We start from the raw sequence: 19,660 nt of genomic DNA, 5'->3' as shown, positions 1-19,660 counted from the left end.
ATATATACTGCCACGTCGACGCCCTGAACCGAACGGCCTTTGTCCCGCGGCGTCCGCTCCGTGGGTATGAACCCGATTCTCGTCGCTATTCTGCTGGGTCTGCTGCAAGGGGTGCTTGAGTGGATTCCGGTCTCCAGCGAGGGCGGCGTCGCACTCGCCTCGACGGTGGTCACGGGCGTCTCGCCCGCCGCTTCGACCCGCCTCGCGCTCTTTCTCCACGCCGGGACGGCGGTTGCGGCCGCGGCCTACTACCGCACTGAGGTCCGAACCATCCTCCGTTCGATTCGACGGCTCTCCCGTCGCCCGTTCGCCGACGAGACGGCCGACCTCTCGTTTCTCGTCGTCGCCACGGCGGCGACCGCCGTCACCGGCCTCCCGGCGTATCTGGTGCTCGACGCGGCTGTCTCAAATCTTGAAGGCGGGCTCTTTCTGGCGCTGGTCGGCGGCCTGCTCGTGCTGACGGGCCTGCTCCAGCGGTTCGCCGTCGCGCTGTCGCTCGGCGAGCGGGCGGTTCCCGACTGGGTCGACGCCGTCCTCGTCGGGGTCTTGCAGGGGCTGGCTATCCTCCCCGGCGTCTCCCGGTCGGGGACGACGGTGAGCGCGCTGTTGCTCCGGGGCCACGAGGGCGAGTCGTCGCTTCGCCTCTCGTTCCTGCTGTCGATTCCGGCCGCGCTCGGCGCGAACGCGCTGGTGCTGGTCGACGACGGCATCCCTGCAATCGACCCGCTGCCGGCTGTCGTCGCCCTGGCCGTCAGCGCTGTCGTCGGCTATCTCACCGTCGACGCGCTAGTCCGACTGGTGCGGCAGGTCCCGTTCTGGGCAGTCTGTACGGTGTTTGGTGGTCTTGGCGTCGTCGGCGGCCTGCTCGTCGCGCTGTGAGAGCGGTGCTGGAACTTATTTACCCTTCGGCGTCAAATCTCTAATATCAGCGGCCATGAGTGGTGACGAACGCAAGCTAGTCGACACGTCGGGGGACTTCCAGTACGTCGTCCGTGACGGCGACCCGGTCTCGGACCCGCAGTGGCGCTCCTGTCGACTCATCGTCACCAACAAGCGGCTCATTCTGGCGACGAACGGCTCGAAACAGCCGATTCCCCACGCCAACATCTCCCTCCCGTCGAACCCAGACGATCTGGTTCCTGACGGTGGGACCGGCGGCGCGACCGCACTGGAGGTCGGCAACAACGTTCTGCTGGTCGATACGCCGAATCTACCCGACTTCGAGACGGAGTACGTCCGCGCGACTTTACAGGGCGAGGTCATCCTCGCGCGACAGCAAGCGGTCGTCGGCGGCGTGGTTCAGGAGGACGCCGAGTGGAGCAAGGCGCGGTTTCAACTGGACGACGACATCATCCGACTTCAGTTCCCCGGCGGCAAGAGCATGTCATTCGAAATCGAGGACGTCGGTACCATCGAAATCGGGACCAGCACGGTGATGGGTCAGGAGCGGGAGGTCATCGAAGTCGAACACACTGACGACCAGGACCGCAGCGTCGAAACCCACATGTCGGGGATGGACCACCATACGCGGGCGCTGAAGACACTCTTTACCCGCGTTATCGAGGATCGCGAGGACGATTACGAACTCTCGGAGATGGAGAGTCAGGTGCTGATGGCGCTGTATTCCGGCGTATCACCGTTTGAGATGTCTGATTTCGTCGGGACGACACCTGACGAGGTCGAAGAAATCTATCAGAAACTACTCGATATCGGTGCAGTTGACGAGGTCCGGGTTCGGACCGAGGTCGCGTTGAACGCGCAGGGGCGAAATATGGCGAGTGAAGCGATGAGTGAGAAGTAGTGTGGCGCTACGCGCCACAAAACGACTGCTCTCGAATACCACTCGTGCGCGAACCAGTCCCGAGCCGAGCGGTAGGGCAGCACCGACGAACGACACACTCAGTATGACCCGGAACGGCGGTTCGTCTGCGGGGATTGCTGTAGCACCGACCGCTCAGACGGCCTCGCGGCTGCTCCTGTCTTGCCGCCGTTACTCGGGCAGGTACTCGACATCCTCAGCTTCCGTCACCGATACTCCGTCGGGGAGCTCTGATTCCGGGACTGGCGTCAGAGTGAGGATGTCACCTGCCTCGGTCTGTACCCATTCCTGTCCTGTCGCTTGACTCCAATCGTGCGGTTCCCAGTACCCCGATTCGAAGCGCATCCAGATGTCGAGACCACTGTAGTACTCTCCTGTTGAACTTTCGTATATCATTGCTGACTCCACAGCGACTGCTGCCATCGAAAAGGTCAATGCACCTACATGGTATTATTACTACCGGCAGGGCCGAAATTCGCCAGGCTTGAGCATAGAAGGGTGCCTGGATAGTACGGGTGTCGCGGCGACTCGGTCGCCGTCTGTGTGGTTCTCAGGTGGTCCTGCGAAACGGCTGGGGGACCCATCGCCATCGCGCAAACAGAGGGCGACTTACTGCTGTTCCATCGCCATCTCAAGCGACCAGAAGAAGCCGTAGTACGCGACCACGCCGGCGGCAAGCGTCAGGTAGTACGCCCACTGAGGTACCGACAATAGGTCGAAGATGACGCTCACGGCGGTCACCCAGGCGATAGCGAACACGAGGTCGACGAACATCCCCCGCTTGTGGTCGTGTACGTGGTCGCGAAGGGTGTCGACGACGCTCATCGGCGACCTCGCGTCGTCCGTGGCGGTCGGTGTCGGCTCTGTCCCATGCTAGTCACGCCTCGATGTCCGTGTCACCGTGCACGTCGACGACCAGTATCGGCAGCCGCGTTCGGCGCAGTACCTTCTCCGTGACGCTACCGAGAATGACACGCTTGAGGCCAGAGCGACCGTGTGACCCCATCACGACGAGGTCGATGTCGTTGTCCTCGACGAACTTCCGGATGGCGCGGGCTGGCTCGCCGGCGGTAACGTGTTCTTTGACTTCGATGCCGTGTTCGGCGGCCCGGTCGCGGACGTAGCCGGTGGCTTCGTCTGCGTCGGCTTTCACCTCGGTCATCTCGTCGAGGTACCCCTGTCGGATACGGTCGACCTGCTCTGTCCCCAGCGAGTAGCTGGTCGCGTCGACGTCGACGACGTACAGCGCATGGACTGTCGCGCCGTACTTCGAGGCGATGTCGACTGCTTGGTCGACCGCGTTTTCCGCGGTTTCGCTGCCGTCCGTCGGAACGAGGATGTTGTCGTACATTGGTTTAGTCGTCTGCGGGGGTGCCGCCGCCGGTGTTGTCGCCGACGACGTCTGCGGCAGTCTCCTGCTGTCCCATTGGTTCGGGGCTGTGACACTGTCGCACCATCTTCTTCGTCTCCAGTGGCGGTTCGGGCGTCGCAAGCGAGACGGCGATAGTGACGATGAACACGAGCGGCGTCCCGATCAGCGCAGCGCCGATGGGTGGGACGTACTGGGCGTATATCGGAACGAGTGCCCCACCTTCGCCGGCAATCGCTTCGAGCGCGCCGATGTAGCTCGGCAGGACGCTGTTGATGATCGAGGTAATCCAGATGAGCAGGCCGAGCACCATCCCGGCCAGTGCACCCTGTCGGTTCGTGTTCTCCCACCAGAGGCCGAGGAAGAACATCGGGAACAGCACGGTGCCCGCGAGTGAAAACGCGTAGGCGACCAGTTCGCCGATGAGCGCCGGTGGGTTGAACGCGGTCACCGTCACCAGCGCGCCCATGCCGATGATCGTTCCGCGACCGATGAGCACCTGCTGGCGCTGGGTCGCGTCAGGGTTGATCAGTTCGGTGTAGATGTCGTGTGCGACCGCAGAGGAGGCTGTGATGAACAGCCCGGCGGTCGTCGCAATGGCGGCGGCCATCGCACCGGCCGCGACGAGGCCGACGAACCACGTCGGGAGGTCGGCGAACTGCGCGGCGAGGACGACGATCACGTCACCCTCAGCGCCAGACATCCCGCCTTCAGCAGCGTATGCGCTCGCGCCCGTCGTCGTCTGGAACAGGTCGACGCCGAAGGCTGCCATCGCGGGCGACGCCCAGTAGAGCAGGAGGATGAAGAACAGCCCCCACACACAGGACCAGCGGGCGACGCGCTCGCTCCTGACCGTGTAGAACCGGACGAGGACGTGCGGGAGGCCACAGGTCCCAACAATGAGCGAGAACGCTGTCGCGATCCAGAGGTAGAACGGCTGGTTCACGAACGGTGCGGAGAACTCGCGACCGAGGTCGGCAATCAGCGCGCCGTACTCTATCTGCGGGAGTATCGTCGAGTACCCCTGCGAGAAGCCGACGACGTACACGCCGGCAAGGAACGCGACGATGAGGATGGTGTACTGGACGGCCATGTTCTTCGTCGCGCCCAGCATTCCCGAGAGCGCGAGGTAGCCGACGGTAATGGTCATCATCACGACGATCATCGGGATGATGTCAAGGCCGAAGACGTACTGACCGACCAGCCCCATGCCGCGGGCCTGACCAACGGAGTAGACGTACGCGATGAGTAGCGTAGTGAACGCGGCTAGCGCGCGGGCGGTTGGCGAATTGAACCGGTCGCCGACGAAGTCCGGCGCGGTGTACTTCCCGAACCGGCGCATCTGTGCCGCCAGGAATATGAGCAGGACGAAGTATCCGGTCGTCCAGCCGACGATGAACGCCAGCCCGTAGAAGCCAGAGAGCGCAACTAGTCCGGCGAGTCCCAGATACGAGGCGGCGGACATCCAGTTCGCACCGATGGCCATCCCGTTCTCGATGTTGCCGATGCCGCGGCCCGCGACCCACATTCCCTCCGTGTCGGCCACTTTGAACACGTAGCCGATGACGAGGAACGAGGCCATCATCAGGAAGACGATGATCGCCGGGACGAGCTTGAACGAGATGTCGAGCGCTTCGGCCTGTAGCGGGACCGTCACTGTTCGACACCTCCGTCAGTGGCCGCTGCCTCGCCGGTCTCCGGAGCCGTACTCTCGACGGCATCGGGGTCGATGCCGTACTTCTGGTCGAGCCGGTCCCGGTAACGGGTGTAGACCGTCGCCAGGATCAGCGCGCCCGTGGGCGCACCGAACGAGACGAGGAAGTAGTGCAGCGGGAAGCCGAACAGGGGCGTCTGCACGGTCATCATCTCCGGCGCAAGTGCGGTCAGCGTCACCGGCCCGAACACGACCAACGCCCAGAGCACGAAACTGCTCCAGATGATCTTCAGATGGTCGCGCATAAACGGTGTGCTTGGCCGTAACAGGTTCACCTCCCTGTCGAGGTAGTCGATGTCCTCATGGGCGGGCTCTGTACCACCGTCCGGTTGGATAATTGACTCTTCTCGGTCCGCAGGCGTGTCTCTTGACATGGGTTTGAAATGGTGAGAATTCGTGGTGCTGTTCGCCGCTACGGCTCAGTCACCCTGGACTTTGGTTTCGATATCACTGACAACGTCAGGGTTTCGCAGCGTACTCGTATCGCCCAGTTCCTCGCCGTTCGCGATGTCTTCGAGCAGGCGGCGCATGATCTTCCCGGAGCGGGTCTTCGGCAACTCGGGCGTGAAGATGACTGCTTCCGGCCGAGCTATCGGCCCGATAGCGTCTTCGACACCGTCGATAATCGCACTGCGGAGTTCGTCGGTCTCTTCGTAGCCGTCCTCGGTGATGACATAGGCGTACACCGCTTCGCCCTTGATATCGTGGTCGCCGCCGACGACGGCGGCCTCGGCGACGCCTTCGACGCCGACGATGGCACTCTCGATTTCCATCGTCCCGAGCCGGTGACCGGAGACGTTGATGACGTCGTCGACCCGTCCCAGTACGGTGATGTAGCCGTCCTCGTCGATTTTCGCGCCGTCTTCGGGGAAGTACACCCAGTCGTCGGAGTCGTCGCTGTCGGTGTCAGAGTACTCCGCCCAGTACTCGCTGATGAACCGTTCGTCGTTCTTGTACAGCGTCCGGAGCATCCCGGGCCACGGCTTGTTAACTGTCAGGTAGCCGGCGCGGCCGGGTTCGACTTCGTCACCCTCAGTGTCGACGATGCGCACGTCGTTGCCCGGTAGCGGCGGGCCGGCTGACCCGGGTTTCATGTCCTTGATGCCGGGGAGTGTCGTTATCATCATGCCGCCGGTTTCAGTCTGCCACCAGGTGTCGACGACGGGACACTCCTCGCCCCCGATGTGTTTGTAGTACCATTTCCAGGCCCGGGGGTTGATCGGCTCGCCGACCGTCCCCAGCAGGCGCAGGCTGGAGAGGTCGTGCTGCTCGGGGTACTCCTTGCCCCACTTCATGAACGCGCGGATCGCCGTCGGTGCGGTGTACAGCTGGTCGGCCTCGTACTCCTCGACGATCTCCCAGAGGCGGTCCTTGTCGGGGTAGTCCGGCGTCCCCTCGTACATCATCGTCGTGGTCCCGAGCGCGAGCGGGCCGTAGACGATGTAGGAGTGGCCGGTAATCCAGCCGATGTCGGCCGAGCAGAAGTACGTGTCTTCGGGTTTGATATCGAGCACCGCCTGCGAGGTCCAGGCCGCCCAGGCGAGGTAGCCGCCGGTGGAGTGTTTGACGCCTTTCGGCTTCCCGGTCGTCCCGGAGGTGTACATGAGAAAGAGCATGTCCTCGGCGTCGCGGTCGACCGGCTCGACAGTCGCGCCCTCGTTGTCGGCGATGACGTCTTCGAAGGCGACCTGGTTGTCCGCGTAGTCGTGATCGAACTCGTCGCCGTCCATCAGGCGCTCGGCGACGATGGCGCGTTCGACCTCGTGGTCGACGCCACTCAGGCCCTCGTTGGCCTTGTCGAGGTGATCGAGCGGGTCGCCGCGGCGGTAGTAGCCGTCGCAGGTAACAAGATACTCAGAATCAGCGGAGTTCATCCGCGTCGCAAGCGCGTCCGCAGAGAAGCCGGCGAATACGACGGAGTGGGGCGCGCCGATGCGGGCACAGGCCAGCATGGCGATGGGGAGCTGCGGAATCATCGGCATGTACATCGTCACGACGTCGTCTTCGCCGACACCCATCTCACGCAGACCGGCCGCGAACTCGTTGACCTTCTGATGGAGTTCCTCGTATGTGTAGGTGATATTGTCTTCTTCGACCGGCTCACCGACCCACTCGATAGCGGCCTCGTCGCCGCGCTCCTCAAGATGGCGGTCGAGGCAGTTGGCCGAGGCGTTTAGCGTCCCGTCCGTGAACCACTCGTAGAACGGCGGGTTCGAATCGTCGAGTACCTGATCGTACTCCTCCTCCCAGTCGAGAAGGTCGGCGGCACCCTCCCAGCACTCCGGCCAGTTCTCTTCGAACTCGTCGTAGATACCCTCGTCCGTGACGTTCGCCTGCTCGACGAACGACTCCGGGGGCTCGAAAACCTCCTGCTCTTCGAGCCGTGCTTCGAGTTGGACATCTTCATCTGACATGGTCTATCATCGATATTTCACAGCGGCCATATAAACGGGGGGTCTAACTACGATAACATGAAACAGGGTTTCAGTTGTCGGCCGGCTGTCGCGGCTCGGTCGGCCGCTCGTCGAAAAACGCGGTCAGAACCTTCTGCTGGGCCTTTCTGAGGTGATTGTGCAGCGTCGGCGACGAGATATCCAGCGAGTCCGCTAGCTCCTCGGCAGTTGAGCCGCGGGGCCACTCGAAATAGCCGCTGTGGTAGGCCGCCTGCAGGACGGTCTCTTGCCGGTCTGACAGAGTGTCGGTCAGCCGGTCGCGGAATCCGGTGTCCGTCTCCGCCGGCCGTTCCGTCTCTCGCTTCGCTGCCAACGATGTCTCTGGATAGGCGTCGGTGACAGCGTTGACTGTTGGTCTGATATCGGCCTCGCTGGGAAGCTCGACTGCGATGGTCGCGACCCCGCCGGTGGCTGTCACAGAGCGAACCCGGCCACCGCTTTCGACGAGCTGGAGTGCTGGCGTGTCGGTGACCACGACTTCCAGTAGTACGCCGTCGCTGTGCTCTTCGAGGAGTCTGGCGTCGGCCACGCCGTCGTCCTCGTCCGCATATGAGAGGATCGCGTCGGCCGAGGCGCCTTCGACCATCAGGTAGTACAGCAGCGACTGGCCCGCAACGGGAACGACCCCGGACAGTTCGACCGTACACTGTAATGCCCCGGATACCCCGGCGGTAAAGGTCCGCTCGTCCGCACAGTGGAACTCTAACTCGGTCACCGTGTCAGCAAGCAGGAGGCGTTTGCGCTCGGCGGCGATCTGTGCGTGCCCGACCTGCACACCGAGCGCGGACAGTACGGCACGTTCGGTATCAGTTAGACCCCCATCCGCTGCGACTCCGACGACACCGGAGATGGTGTCTTCCCTGACGAGTGGCACCAGCGCGACCGATCCACTGTCGTCGTCGACGAGACGAACCTCACCCACGTCGAGCAGACCAGTGACTGACTCGATGTGGGTGTCGATCTGCTGCTCGACAGCCGTTTCCGAGATTTCTGCCGTCGTGTGCGGTGTCAGTCCGTCACCGGTCCGTTCGGCGAGCCAGGCGAACTCGAAGCCCGCTCCTTCTGTCAGGTGGTCACAGACTGTTGTCGCAATTCCCTCACCGGTCGCGGCGACCGCAAGCGCCTCGCTGACCGCCGTAACCCAGTCGACCGGTCGCTGTGGCCCGCTCGGAGCCGCCCGCTCGCCGGACTCACCCACGGCTGCGACGATGGTTTCGCGGTCCGGTTCGTCAAGCAAGGGGTCCAGTCGGTCGAGTCGGTCCCAGCCGCCGAGCGCACAGACGACGTCCGGCGCGACACCGTCGTCCAGCAAGCTCGCCGCGAACCGCCACCGGAGGTCACGCGAGGAAACGTCTTTCAGGTGCGGTGTCGTCTCGGCGGCTCGGTCGGCTACTTCGCTGACGAGCATCTGGAGCCGACGTGCGGAGACGGAAAACAGTGGCTCGTCGTCGGCCGCTCCAGCCGCGTTTGCGTATTTTCGCATATCGTGTTCGACTGAGTCTGGAAGATAGGTCTCGCGGACCACCTCACCGCTTTCCCGAACAGCAAGCAGGCGATGCCCATCGAATTCGGTGATGTCGGCTAGCCGTACAGCGGTCATCTCTGCCGGGCGGAGCCCGATCTCTGCGCCGAGTCGGAGCACGAGGTCGGACCGGTGTGTCTCGGCCGCGCGTCGAAGCTGTTCGTACCCCCGCTCGCCGATGGGATCAGTTGCGCCGTCCATCTATTTCGGAAAGTCGAAGAATATCGAAATAAGCATTACGACCAAGGCGCGGCTGTCTGCGAGAAGAGCGAAGCGAAGGGGCTGTGAACGACGACGCTGGTACGAGAATTTTCGCAAATACCGAAGAAGACGAAACAGCTTATTTCTGTCTCGTCGTCGACTGGATTTCACCGAGGATTTCGGGGTTACGCAGCGCGCTGGTATCGCCCAGTTCCTCATCGTTCGCCACTGCGGTCAGCAGGCGGCGCATAACCTTACCCGAGCGCGTCTTCGGCAGGTCGGGCGTGAACACGATTTCTTTGGGGCGGGCGATACCGCCGATAGCATTGACGATAGCGTCTTCGATGGCTGCCCGGAGTTCACTCTCGGCGTAACCGTCCTCCGGGGAAGCGAACGCGTACACTGCCGTTCCGGTCGTCTCGTCGTCAGCACCAACGACGGCGGCTTCTGCGACGCCCGTGACGCCGGCGACTGTCGACTCAAGTTCCTTGGTGCTGAACCGCCGGCCAGCGACGTTAATCGCGTCGTCAATCCGGCCGAGGAACGTGATGTAGCCGTCATCGTCGACCGAGACGCTGTCTTCAGGGTAGTACCGCCACTCCTCGATGCTGTCTGGGACACTGCCCCAGCCCGTCCCATCGAGCAGCGCGCGCGGCATTCCGGGCCAGGGGCGCGTCACGACGAGCTCGCCGGCCGAATGAGGCTCGGCCGCCGCACCTGAACGGTCGACGACGGATGCTTCGATTCCCGGCAGCGGCCGTCCCGCGGCTCCGGGTTTCATCTCGTCGACGCCGGGCAGCGTCGATACGAGTATCGCGCCAGTCTCGGTCTGCCACCAGGTGTCGACGATGGGGCACTCGCCGCCGCCGATGTGTTCGCGGTACCACTCCCAGGCGCTCGCGTCCATCGGTTCACCGACGGTACCCAGCAGCCGCAGGCTGGAGAGGTCGTGCTTGGCGGGGTACTCTTCGCCCCACTTCATGAACGCTCGAACAGCCGTCGGTGCGGTGTAGAACACGTCGACGGCGTACTTTTCGATAAGTTCCCACAGCTGATCTTTTTTCGGGTGGTCCGCTGTGCCGTTGTACAGTACCGTCGTCGTCCCGAGTGCGAGCGGCCCGTAAACGATGTAGGAGTGACCGGTGATCCAGCCGATGTCGGCCGAACACCAGTAGGTGTCCTCTGGCTTTATATCAAGCACTGACTGGGCGGTCCAGGCGACGTGTGCGAGATATCCGCCGGTCGTGTGCGTGACGGCTTTCGGCTGGCCGGTCGTCCCCGACGTGTAGATACGAAAGAGCGGATCGTCCGCCGCCCGCGAGACGGGTTCGATTTCGGCCCCCTCGTGTGCTGCCAGCAGGTCGTGATAGTCGTCGTAGTCCGCGCCCAGGTGCACGTCACGGCCCAGTCGGTCAAGCACCACGACCGACACGTCGTGGTCGACGGCGATGCGCGCGTTATCGGCCTTGTTCTTTTGTGCGACGGCGCTACCGCGGCGGTAGTAGCCGTCGCAGGTGATGAGGTACTCCGACTCGGCCCGCTCCATCCGCGTCGCAAGCGCGTCCGCAGAGAAACCGGCGAAGACGACGTTGTGTGGCACACCAAGGCGTGCACAGGCCAGCATCGCGACCGGGAGTTCGGGCACCATCGGCAGGTACAGCGTCACCACGTCGTCCGGGCTGACACCGTGTTCGCGTAGCGCTGCGGCGAAGGCGTTGACTTCTCGGTACAGTTCGAGGTATGTGTAGGTGCGGGACTCGCCAAGGTGGCCCTCCCAGACCAGCGCGAGCTGGTTCTTCCGCTCGGGTAGATGCCGGTCGAGGCAATTGTAGGCGGCGTTTAATCGGCCACCGGGGAACCATTCGAACGGTGGGCCGTCCGTTCCATGGAGTACTGTCTCGAACGGCTCCTCCCAGTCGAGCAACTCAGCGGCCTCGCGCCAGCAATCGGGCCACTCCCGCTCGAAGCGGTCGTAGACAACTGAGTCTGTCACGTTCGCCTGTTCGACGAACCAGTCCGGTGGTTCGACTGTCTCTCGCCCCGGCTGGGACTGACCCCGATCCGGTTCGTCACCCCGTGTCATCAGTTGACAGTATACCGCCGCACGCAAAAAATATCCTATCTAATTGTGCACAATTCCGCTATGAGCGACTCGCCAGTGCAGTTGGCCGTTCTCAGTTTCGACACTGGCGACGGAAGTTATATTGAGTCCTGCGGACAACGGAGGTACGAGAGGCCGGTACGGGGCATGAGCGACACCGAAAAGAAGATCGCCGATACAAAAGGACAGTTCCTTCAGGCGGTCTCACAGGGCCAGCGCCTCACCGACGCCGAGTGGCGAAACTGTCGCATCGTCCTCACCACCGAGCGAGTCGCCCTGCTGGGCGACGACAAGCGACAGATTTCACTGACCGATATCGACCGTATCGCCGACCGGTTCGACGTGAACCAGCAGAGCGCCGGCGTCTCCGATTACGTCGCGCTCTACGTCGGCGAGGATGTCATCCTCGTGTCGGCATCGGACCACGAGGCGTTCGAAACTGACTTCTACCGGGCGAGTCTCGACGGCGCAATCGTGCTGGTCCAGCACCCCGCGCTCAAAGGCGGCGTCGTCCAGTCCGCCGAGTGGACGAAAGGCCGGCTGAAAGTCGGCGACGAGGCGCTAAAGCTCGCGATGGCCGATGGGCAGGCCGTCGTCGTCGACCGCGCCGATATCGGTGATCTCGCTGTCGAAGAGAAGCAGGTCAGCGGCGAGGAGCGGACAGTCATTCAGGTCGAGCACAGCGAGGACGACATCAGCGTCGAAACACACCTCGCGGGTGAGGAGTTCCACGCCACTGTCCTCCGGACGATGCTCGAAGAAAGCGCCGAACAGAACCAGGCTGATCTGGACCTGAGCTCGACGGAGAAACGGGTAATCATGGCACTTCACTCCGGCGTATCGCCGTTTGACATCCCCAACTTCGTCGGTATCGATGTCGACAAGACCGAGGAGATTTTCGACCGGCTGATTGAACTCGACGTAATAAGCGTGCTCCGGGAACGGACCGAAGTGAATCTGACGACGAAGGGGCGTCGCGTCGCCGGCGAGCGGATGGGCGAGCAGTAGTCCGTAGCTCTGGACTGCGAAGCGTTGAGACGGCTGGATGTCACAGCCGCCTGATACGTTTGATTTTCCCACCGCAATCTGGACATGCGTGGCAAGTAGACTCCGACGAATCTCGGTAAGGCCGCCATATTGAAGCCCCTCCTCCGTCTGCAACAGGTATGCACATCGATACGGCTGTGGTCCTCGCTGCGGGTGAGGGAACTCGCCTCCGGCCGTTGACGCGAAACCGGCCAAAACCAATGCTGCCGGCCGCAAACCGGCCGATTCTCGAACACGTCTTCGACGCGCTGGTCGAGGCGGGCATCGAGAAACTGGTTGTCGTCGTCGGCTACAAGCGCGACCGCGTTCAGGACCACTTCGGTCCGACGTACCGTGGCGTTCCGATTTCCTACGTGAGCCAGACAAAACAGTTGGGTAGCGGGCACGCACTCCTCCAGGCACGAAGCGTTGTCGACGGCCCGGTTCTGGTGATGAACGGTGACCGTCTCGTCGACGCGGCCACTATCGAGGCGGTAGACTCCTCCTATGCAGAGACTGCGCACACGAGCATCGCTGTGGTTGAACGGCAGGACACCAGTCGGTACGGTGCTGTCGAGGTACAGGACGGTGACATCGTCGACATCGTCGAAAAGCCACAGCACGACGAGTTCAGGCTCATCAACGGCGGCGTGTACGCCTTCGACGGTGATATTTTCGAAGCGATCGACGAAACGACGCGCCACGCCGGCGAACTGGCACTGACCGACACAATCGAACTCCTGCTGGAATCTGACCGTGTCCGCGCGGTCGAGGTCGACGGGATGTGGGTCGACGCGACATACCCATGGGACCTGTTGACCGTTGCCCGCGAGGTGCTGGCGCGGGGGCGGGTCGTCGAATCGGCTCGCGACGAGCAGGTCTGGGTCGACAACTCCGCACGTGTCCACGACGAGGCGACTCTCCAGTCGCCGGCCGTCATCGGCCCGGACTGTGAGATCGGTCCGGACGCTGTCATCGGTCCGAATGTCGCACTCGGACGCAACGTCACTATCGGGGCCAACAGCGTCATCCAGCACACTGTCCTCGACGCAGACACGCGTGTCGACCCGAGCTCGACTCTCGTCGATACTGTCACCGGTCAGGACGTGAATCTCGGCGTCAACACAGTTGTCCCCGGCGGCCCGGCTGACGTTCAGGTCGGTACAGCGGTGTTCGAGGACCAGCGACTGGGCGCTGTTATCGCCGACCGTGCCGTCGCACTCGGTGACGTGAGTTTCGTCCCCGGGTCGCTTGTGGGCCCCAACGCTCGGCTCGCCACCGGCGTCACAGTCGACGGAACTGTCCGCGAAGACGCGGAGGTGGTCCGCTGATGTGCGGGATCATCGGCTGTGTCGGCCGCGGCGACGAGACGCTCGACACGCTCGTTCACGGTCTCTCGAAACTGGAGTATCGTGGGTATGACTCTGCTGGCGTCGCGCTGGCGAACGATCACATCGACCTCTGCAAACACTCCGGTAAAATCGCCGACCTCCGCGAAGCGTTGTCCGATCGGACGCTCTCGGGGTCGGTCGGCATCGGCCACACCCGCTGGAGTACGCACGGGCCGCCGACCGACGAAAACGCCCACCCACACCAAGACTGCACCGGCGATGTCGCAGTCGTCCACAACGGGATCATCGAGAACTACCAGTCGCTGCGGGACGAACTCGTCAGCGCCGGCCACACCTTCACATCCGACACCGATACCGAGGTCGTCCCACATCTGATCGAGGACGCGCTGGAGACGGGAGCCAACCCCGAAGACGCCGTCAGAGAGACAGTCGACCGACTCGAAGGCAGTTATGCCGTCGCCGTCGTCATCGCCGGCTGTGACTCGGTGTTCGCCGCACGGAACGACTCGCCGCTCGTGTTAGGCATCGACGACGACGCGACCTACCTGGCCAGTGACGTGCCCGCCTTCCGGGACTTCACCGACAAGGTCGTCTACCTCGCCGACGGGGAGTTCGCCCGACTCAACGGTGCCGGCTGGACCGTCACCGACACCGACGGCAATATCATCGAGAAAGACATCGATACCGTCCAGTGGGACCCCGAGGAGACCGGCAAGAGCGGCTACGACCACTTCATGCTCAAAGAGATCCACGAGCAACCGCGCGCGCTTCGGCAGTGTCTGCGGGGTCGGGTCGACGAACTTGCCGGCACGGTCGACATCGGCGATCTCGGCGACCTCTCTCCGACCGGCGTCCAGTTCGTCGCTTGTGGCACCTCTTATCACGCCGCTCTGCACGGCGCACAGTTGTTCCGCGAAGCGGACATTCCTGCCCAGGCATTCCTCGCTAGCGAATACGCGACTGCGACCCCACCTATCGGCGACGCGCTCGTCGTCGGCGTCACCCAGAGCGGGGAAACCGCCGATACCCTTTCAGCGCTTCGGGCGGCCCGCCGTCGCGGCGCGCGCACGCTGGCCGTGACCAACGTCGTCGGCTCTACTGCGGCCCGCGAGTGCGATCATGCGCTGTACATCCGAGCCGGCCCGGAAATCGGCGTCGCCGCCACCAAGACCTTCGCCTCCCAGCTAGCCGCGCTGAACCTGCTTGCCCTCGGCACGTCGACGACCGGCGACGCCCGGCAGGTCATCAGCGCGCTCCGCGATCTCCCTGGTCACGTTCAGGAGGTCCTCGACGAATCTGCCGCCCAGGAGGTCGCTGAGTTGTATCAGGACGCCAGCGCGTACTTCTTCATCGGCCGCGGGTACCAGAATCCCGTCGCGCTTGAAGGCGCACTGAAAATGAAAGAGATCACCTACAAGCACGCTGAGGGCTTCGCTGCGGGTGAGCTAAAACACGGCCCGCTGGCGCTGGTGACCGAGAACACGCCAGTGTTCGCTATCGTGACCGGCGACGACGAGCGCGCCCGCAAGACCATCGGAAATGTCAAAGAGGTCGAGGCCCGCGACGCACCGGTCGTCGCGATCACCGATGGACAGAGCGACGTTGAACGATACGCCGACCACGTGCTCCACATTCCGGAGACCCACCCGCGGGCCGCTGCCGTGCTGGCGAACACGCACTTGCAGCTAGTGTCGTATCACACAGCCGCGCTGCTGGGGCGGAATATCGACAAGCCGCGCAACCTGGCAAAAAGCGTGACGGTCGAGTGAGAGGGCGTAGCTGGCTACTCGCGCTGGTCGCTGTTTGCTGGTGGTTCCGGCGGTTCCAGGAACTTTGCCGCCAGCTTGGCTGTTTTTGAACCAGAAAGGACGTTTTCGATAGCCCGTGCTACTGCGGCGAGACGAGACATTTCACAGAAGCGTGTGACTTGAGGTGTGGCAGCATCGAGAACAGCGAGTACTGGACCGACGCTGTGCGTTTTACGTAGATCAATGACGATACTCATCGACTCCGGTTCTGTCGTGAGCCAGCGATAGAGTCTGGATGCTCTCGTTCTCTCGAGGAGCAGAGTCCAGGCTCTGCCGAGCGTCGAGTGCTCGAAACTTCGTATAAAATCATCGGAAACCGACTTGAGCGTTGAGTTCTCGACAGCCGACTGGAGCCGCTGTTTCACCATTGTGACGTCGCTGTGCTTCTCATTGATGCCCTGAGACCACGGTCGCTTTGACTGTCATGGTGTCTAGATCCAGTGTCACGACGCGCCCCTGCTGGAGTGTTTGGCCTTTGAATGTGACGCCGGTATCCGTCTCTCGAACAGAGAGGTTTGCGGTGACGGTGACGTCTTGATTTATCGGATGTGTCCGCTCGTATATTTTTCCGTTCTGTCCCCTAGTAATAATTGTCGCATTCTGGCGCTGGACAGCCGAAATCTGCGCGATTGTTTCACCACCGAATGACTCTGTCATCCCTGGAGAGATGCTGTTAGCGAGTAACGGTGACACGTTAGAAAGCTGTAACTTGACCTCGCGCGTGGCGGGCTGGCCGCGTTGCGTTGTCGCACCGACTCGCGTGATTTTCCCCTTAACAAGGCCCGCTTCTGTCGGGAGTGAGAGGCTTACTCCCGGCCGGATTGTCGTCTCGCCGAACACCTGCTGTTCGCTGTAGGTCACGCTCTGGAGTGTTAATCCGAGGAAGACGGTCTTTGTATCAGGATCGTCGGTCCCGTATGCCGTTACCGAGTCGATGGTAGCTACTTCTCGTCCTTGCACACGGATCGGTTGCCCGGCGCTGAGACGACTGGCGTCGGTTTCTGACAGATCCGCTCTGACTACTACCTCTGTCTCAGTCGTGGTCAGTTCGGAGCCACCACCAACGTCACGAATCGTCCCTGTTGTGGAGTACGTCTCAGTCAGGATCTTGAGCTGTCGGCCGTGTCGTGGCGGTGCGCCGCTGTACTGGATTGTCTCTCCCGAAGCCGGTGCCGACAATTCGGCTCGAACTACCGCCCGTGTCGATCCATCTTGTGGAGTGAAATACACATCTGTGATCGTCACGTCCGAATTCTTCGACGGGCTGTAGCTGTCACCGGTCGATATTTGAGAAGTAATATATTCAGGTTGGGTACCGAGATCCAGTGTCACATTGGTTGTCTCGGTCGTCGGGGCTGAACTCGAATCGCTATCGTCTGCCAGTACCAGGCTGGTTCCAGCGACAAGTGCAGCGAGAACAAACACGACGACGAGGGCATCAATAATATTGACAACGCCAAACAGATTTCCCTCGTCGTCGATGATACCGTATGGCTCTTTCATCGACTTCATACAGGGGCATTTCCCGGCCAGTGTATGGCCTTTTCGCTTGGTCCCTAAACCTTACGACAGATCTCTGTTCATCAGTTCGCACGCAGCCTGTCATTGACCCCAGGGCATTTTCACGAACTGTCTGTGCTCCTCGTAACTGGTCTCACTCATGACTGGACTGAGTGAGTTCTGAGACCTGGTACCAATCCCTCCTGTTATTGCGTCCATTGCCCGCCGAAGGAGTATACGACGTACAATCGGTTCTACGGATCTCTGTACGCGACCAGTATATCGATAATAACACTCCAAATCTGCCTCGAAACGAGTTTCATATCGTAGCTAAACGACTGGTCGCGCACGTACTCTAGGTCGTACCGCAGCTTTTCGCCCGGCTCTTTCCCAGTTACGTGATTGACCTGGGCGGGTCCGGTCAGTCCCGGCTTGACGAACCATCGCTTCTGCCAGTCAACGACACCGGTCTGGATATCCGAGTCAAGCTCCGGTCGTTCTGGCCGTGGCCCGACAACGCTCATATCACCCCGCAGTATCGACCAGAGCTGTGGAATCTCATCGAGGTGCGTCTGCCGAAGGACTCGCCCGACTGATGTTACGCGTGGGTCGACTCCACCCGCATCCTCGTCACTGATCTTCGCACCGGTCTCGTCCTCCGCGTTCTCGATCATCGATCGGAACTTGTAGATGGAGAAGGTTTCGCCGAACACCGCTGTCCGGTCCTGCCGGTACAGTATCGAGCCGCCGTCTTCTAGCTTTATCCCGACTACGATCCCGAGAATCACCGGCGATAGCGCGATCAGCCCGGCCGATGCAAACGTGACATCGAATGCGCGCTTGAGAATGTAGTCCTGTATGTCCCAGGGTTCGATCTCTACGTCGACTAGGGTTCCGACTCCACCGCTGGCGGTCAACACAGAGTCTGCATGGTCGCGGTGGACTTTCGCGTCGAGACCGTACTCGTAACAGGCGTCGAGGGCACCGAAGAACTCCGCCCGGTCGGCGTGTTCAAACGCCAGCACGACCGTATCGATATCATACTCGACGAGCACGTCCTCGATTCGCGAGAGGCCACCTAACCGTTCCAACCCACTCGGGTTAGTGCCGCCGTCAGCGATGGCTTCGGTCCGTTCGATTGTCGTCATTACACTCGTCGGACAGAGATAGCCCAGGAGCGTGCCGTCGACCTCGCTTGCCACTTCTTCTATCACACGGAGATCATCGCCGACGACGATGGTCCGCTCGCCGTTTGACGACGGCCGCTTCCGAATCCACACAAACCACGCCGGCAGTGCGACCAGTAACAAAGGGGTCACTAACACGACAGTCAAACGCGGCAGCTTGTACGAATAGTCGAAGTAGCCGATTGTCGCCAGAACGAGAGCCGCCACGAGCACCCGCTTCTGGGCCAGTGCTATCGCGTCGAGAATTCTTCGCGGGCGGGGCTTGTACAGCGGGAGGAACACGCTGACGACGACTGCGATTGTGACCAAGAGCTCAATCGTGAACTCTGGCCCCGTTGGGGGGTCGGTCGGCAGCCGACTGAGTATCGGGAGAGTTGTCGCTATCGACTGGATGCTAGCGTTGTTAACAAGTGCGACGGCGACCGCTGTCAGCACGACAACGCCGGCTACACTTGCGACCCGGTACCGCCAGCCACTATCCATTATCACTGTGATTGCCGAGTTCCGGGATAAGTCCTGCGTCCCGGGACTCAAATACTGAAGTGACCGTGTGTGGACACGCAGCCCGACAACCCTGTACGGCCGTCGTGTTACTGAGAGCGAGTGCTACACGAACCGCGTTCGCGAGGCGACGTACCCACAATGACCGTCTCACCCCAGTCGTGTCGACTCTCGAAACGCCGAGCCAGCGTTCGTCATACCTGCCCTGTTTAACGGTGTCCGATGGAGATGGGATCACGGTGGTGGTCCAGCCTTTCGATTGAAATCCTATCCGACTGTGAAACATACCTGCCCGTGCTGTCACACTGGTAACTGGCGGGATGATACGGTTTCGTCGCTCACTCGCTTGCGGCGATGTTTTCGGCGGCCATCTCTGGGTTAATCTCGCCCTGTAGCCGCTTTTCGGCCTCGTCGCGGTCCTCGGGATAACCGATATCGTTTCGCCAGCCGTCCATGCGGATCGCATCGATCGTTCGCCCGGAGTGCAACAGGAGGTCAATCGCGTCACTGATCTCGTACTCGCCGCGATTAGACGGTTGCACCAGATGACAGGCGTGGAAGATGGCCGGCGTGAAGGTGTAGAACCCGGTCATCACCAGATTCGATGGCGGCTCTTCCGGTTTCTCGACGACTTCGGTTATCTCGCCGTACTTGTTGGTGTCACAGACGCCGTAGCGCCCGGCCTCCTCCCAGGGAACTTCCTCAACGAGGAAGGCGGCGTCGGCACGCTCCTCCGCCTGTCGGTTGACGACGTCTTGGAGGTTCGCCTCGAAGATGTTGTCGCCGAGCATCAACATGAAGTCGTCGTCGACGTGCTCTTCAACGGTCAGGAGCGCGTGGGCGAGGCCGTCCTGCTCGCGCTGGTGGGTGTAGGTGATCGGGACGCCTTCGAACTCGTCTTCGTAGTGATTAATGATGGCCTGCTTCTTGTAGCCGACAACTACCAGAAGTTCGTCGGCACCCAGTTCGATCAACTGCTCGAAGCAGTGGGTCAGGATCGGTTTCCCCGCGACCTCTACCATTCCCTTTGGCTTGTCTTCGGTCAGCGGACGGAGACGGGTCCCCTCGCCAGCGGCGAGTACGACAGCTTTCATATATCTCAATTCG

The 19,660-nt window shown here is 61.9% G+C and carries 17 protein-coding genes; 5 read left to right on the top strand and 12 right to left on the bottom strand.

Annotated elements, in window-relative coordinates:
• The first annotated feature begins 66 nt into the window (after window positions 1-66).
• Both DVK00_RS11235 and DVK00_RS11230 read left to right on the top strand, forming a co-directional pair.
• On the top strand, window positions 67-879 hold the full coding sequence (locus tag DVK00_RS11235; RefSeq protein WP_101349190.1) for an undecaprenyl-diphosphate phosphatase: 813 nt from the start codon (window positions 67-69) through the stop codon (window positions 877-879).
• Window positions 880-934: 55 nt separating this feature from the next.
• Window positions 935-1,801, top strand: coding sequence for a CheF family chemotaxis protein (locus DVK00_RS11230; protein ID WP_101349191.1), 867 nt, complete (start codon window positions 935-937; stop codon window positions 1,799-1,801).
• 189 nt (window positions 1,802-1,990) lie between these two features.
• Here DVK00_RS11230 and DVK00_RS11225 read toward each other — a convergent pair whose 3' ends face one another.
• The 8 genes from DVK00_RS11225 to acs (DVK00_RS11190) all read right to left on the bottom strand — a co-directional run bounded on the left by DVK00_RS11225 (window position 1,991) and on the right by acs (DVK00_RS11190) (window position 11,161).
• The gene (locus tag DVK00_RS11225) at window positions 1,991-2,215 is read right to left on the bottom strand and encodes a hypothetical protein (protein ID WP_232794514.1); all 225 of its coding nucleotides are present in this window, start codon (window positions 2,213-2,215) and stop codon (window positions 1,991-1,993) included.
• A gap of 213 nt (window positions 2,216-2,428) precedes the next feature.
• Window positions 2,429-2,644: a hypothetical protein gene (locus DVK00_RS11220; protein ID WP_101349193.1), complete on the bottom strand. Its 216-nt coding sequence runs from the start codon at window positions 2,642-2,644 to the stop codon at window positions 2,429-2,431.
• Window positions 2,645-2,696: 52 nt separating this feature from the next.
• Window positions 2,697-3,170 carry a universal stress protein gene (locus DVK00_RS11215; protein ID WP_101349194.1) on the bottom strand — a complete coding sequence of 158 codons (474 nt, stop codon included), beginning with the start codon at window positions 3,168-3,170 and terminating at the stop codon, window positions 2,697-2,699.
• Window positions 3,171-3,174: 4 nt separating this feature from the next.
• On the bottom strand, window positions 3,175-4,845 hold the full coding sequence (locus tag DVK00_RS11210; protein ID WP_101349195.1) for a cation acetate symporter: 1,671 nt from the start codon (window positions 4,843-4,845) through the stop codon (window positions 3,175-3,177).
• A complete protein-coding gene (locus DVK00_RS11205) occupies window positions 4,842-5,276 on the bottom strand; it encodes a DUF4212 domain-containing protein (RefSeq protein ID WP_101349196.1) in 435 nt (144 codons plus the stop codon). The genes DVK00_RS11210 and DVK00_RS11205 overlap by 4 nt, the downstream gene beginning before the upstream one ends.
• Window positions 5,277-5,321: 45 nt before the next feature.
• A complete protein-coding gene (gene acs / locus DVK00_RS11200; protein ID WP_121577727.1) occupies window positions 5,322-7,316 on the bottom strand; it encodes an acetate--CoA ligase in 1,995 nt (664 codons plus the stop codon).
• Between the two features lie 70 nt (window positions 7,317-7,386).
• Window positions 7,387-9,078, bottom strand: a complete 1,692-nt coding sequence (locus tag DVK00_RS11195) for a bacterio-opsin activator domain-containing protein (protein WP_101349198.1) — start codon at window positions 9,076-9,078, stop codon at window positions 7,387-7,389.
• Window positions 9,079-9,217: 139 nt separating this feature from the next.
• Window positions 9,218-11,161, bottom strand: a complete 1,944-nt coding sequence (acs, locus tag DVK00_RS11190) for an acetate--CoA ligase (protein WP_121577726.1) — start codon at window positions 11,159-11,161, stop codon at window positions 9,218-9,220.
• A gap of 165 nt (window positions 11,162-11,326) precedes the next feature.
• Here acs (DVK00_RS11190) and DVK00_RS11185 point away from each other — a divergent pair, with 165 nt between their 5' ends.
• The 3 genes from DVK00_RS11185 (at window position 11,327) to glmS (ending at window position 15,326) form a co-directional block, all read left to right on the top strand.
• Window positions 11,327-12,187 (top strand): CheF family chemotaxis protein, encoded by an 861-nt coding sequence (locus tag DVK00_RS11185; protein WP_101349200.1) that lies wholly within the window; start codon window positions 11,327-11,329, stop codon window positions 12,185-12,187.
• Between the two features lie 158 nt (window positions 12,188-12,345).
• Window positions 12,346-13,536: a bifunctional sugar-1-phosphate nucleotidylyltransferase/acetyltransferase gene (gene glmU, locus DVK00_RS11180; protein ID WP_121511253.1), complete on the top strand. Its 1,191-nt coding sequence runs from the start codon at window positions 12,346-12,348 to the stop codon at window positions 13,534-13,536.
• Entirely contained in the window at window positions 13,536-15,326 is a 1,791-nt protein-coding gene (gene glmS / locus DVK00_RS11175) for a glutamine--fructose-6-phosphate transaminase (isomerizing) (protein ID WP_121577725.1), read from the top strand. Before glmU ends, glmS begins: the two co-directional genes overlap by 1 nt.
• 14 nt (window positions 15,327-15,340) lie before the next feature.
• Here glmS and DVK00_RS11170 read toward each other — a convergent pair whose 3' ends face one another.
• From DVK00_RS11170 to aglF, 4 genes are all read right to left on the bottom strand, one after another.
• Complete coding sequence (locus tag DVK00_RS11170; RefSeq protein WP_121577724.1) at window positions 15,341-15,733, bottom strand: hypothetical protein; 393 nt, start codon at window positions 15,731-15,733, stop codon at window positions 15,341-15,343.
• Window positions 15,734-15,752: 19 nt separating this feature from the next.
• Complete coding sequence (locus DVK00_RS11165) at window positions 15,753-16,877, bottom strand: DUF4330 family protein (RefSeq protein ID WP_121577723.1); 1,125 nt, start codon at window positions 16,875-16,877, stop codon at window positions 15,753-15,755.
• A gap of 242 nt (window positions 16,878-17,119) precedes the next feature.
• Entirely contained in the window at window positions 17,120-18,535 is a 1,416-nt protein-coding gene (locus tag DVK00_RS11160) for a sugar transferase (RefSeq protein WP_101349205.1), read from the bottom strand.
• 356 nt (window positions 18,536-18,891) lie between these two features.
• A complete protein-coding gene (gene aglF / locus DVK00_RS11155) occupies window positions 18,892-19,647 on the bottom strand; it encodes a UTP--glucose-1-phosphate uridylyltransferase AglF (protein ID WP_121536325.1) in 756 nt (251 codons plus the stop codon).
• Between the last annotated feature and the right edge of the window lie 13 nt (window positions 19,648-19,660).

Origin of the sequence: Haloarcula sp. Atlit-47R (genome assembly GCF_003665985.1) — an archaeon.
Taxonomy (GTDB): Archaea; Halobacteriota; Halobacteria; order Halobacteriales; family Haloarculaceae; genus Haloarcula; species Haloarcula taiwanensis.
This window is presented reverse-complemented; position numbering and strand designations above follow the sequence as displayed.

Bases quoted from the DNA above. Each gene is read 5' to 3' on its own strand.
- DVK00_RS11235 (WP_101349190.1), top strand. From the start codon at position 67: ATGAACCCGATTCTCGTCGCTATTCTGCTGGGTCTGCTGCAAGGGGTG.
- DVK00_RS11230 (WP_101349191.1), top strand. From the start codon at position 935: ATGAGTGGTGACGAACGCAAGCTAGTCGACACGTCGGGGGACTTCCAG.
- DVK00_RS11225 (WP_232794514.1), bottom strand. From the start codon at position 2,215: ATGATATACGAAAGTTCAACAGGAGAGTACTACAGTGGTCTCGACATC.
- DVK00_RS11220 (WP_101349193.1), bottom strand. From the start codon at position 2,644: ATGAGCGTCGTCGACACCCTTCGCGACCACGTACACGACCACAAGCGG.
- DVK00_RS11215 (WP_101349194.1), bottom strand. From the start codon at position 3,170: ATGTACGACAACATCCTCGTTCCGACGGACGGCAGCGAAACCGCGGAA.
- DVK00_RS11205 (WP_101349196.1), bottom strand. From the start codon at position 5,276: ATGTCAAGAGACACGCCTGCGGACCGAGAAGAGTCAATTATCCAACCG.
- acs (WP_121577727.1), bottom strand. From the start codon at position 7,316: ATGTCAGATGAAGATGTCCAACTCGAAGCACGGCTCGAAGAGCAGGAG.
- DVK00_RS11195 (WP_101349198.1), bottom strand. From the start codon at position 9,078: ATGGACGGCGCAACTGATCCCATCGGCGAGCGGGGGTACGAACAGCTT.
- acs (WP_121577726.1), bottom strand. From the start codon at position 11,161: ATGACACGGGGTGACGAACCGGATCGGGGTCAGTCCCAGCCGGGGCGA.
- DVK00_RS11185 (WP_101349200.1), top strand. From the start codon at position 11,327: ATGAGCGACACCGAAAAGAAGATCGCCGATACAAAAGGACAGTTCCTT.
- glmU (WP_121511253.1), top strand. From the start codon at position 12,346: ATGCACATCGATACGGCTGTGGTCCTCGCTGCGGGTGAGGGAACTCGC.
- glmS (WP_121577725.1), top strand. From the start codon at position 13,536: ATGTGCGGGATCATCGGCTGTGTCGGCCGCGGCGACGAGACGCTCGAC.
- DVK00_RS11170 (WP_121577724.1), bottom strand. From the start codon at position 15,733: ATGGTGAAACAGCGGCTCCAGTCGGCTGTCGAGAACTCAACGCTCAAG.
- DVK00_RS11165 (WP_121577723.1), bottom strand. From the start codon at position 16,877: ATGAAGTCGATGAAAGAGCCATACGGTATCATCGACGACGAGGGAAAT.
- DVK00_RS11160 (WP_101349205.1), bottom strand. From the start codon at position 18,535: ATGGATAGTGGCTGGCGGTACCGGGTCGCAAGTGTAGCCGGCGTTGTC.
- aglF (WP_121536325.1), bottom strand. From the start codon at position 19,647: ATGAAAGCTGTCGTACTCGCCGCTGGCGAGGGGACCCGTCTCCGTCCG.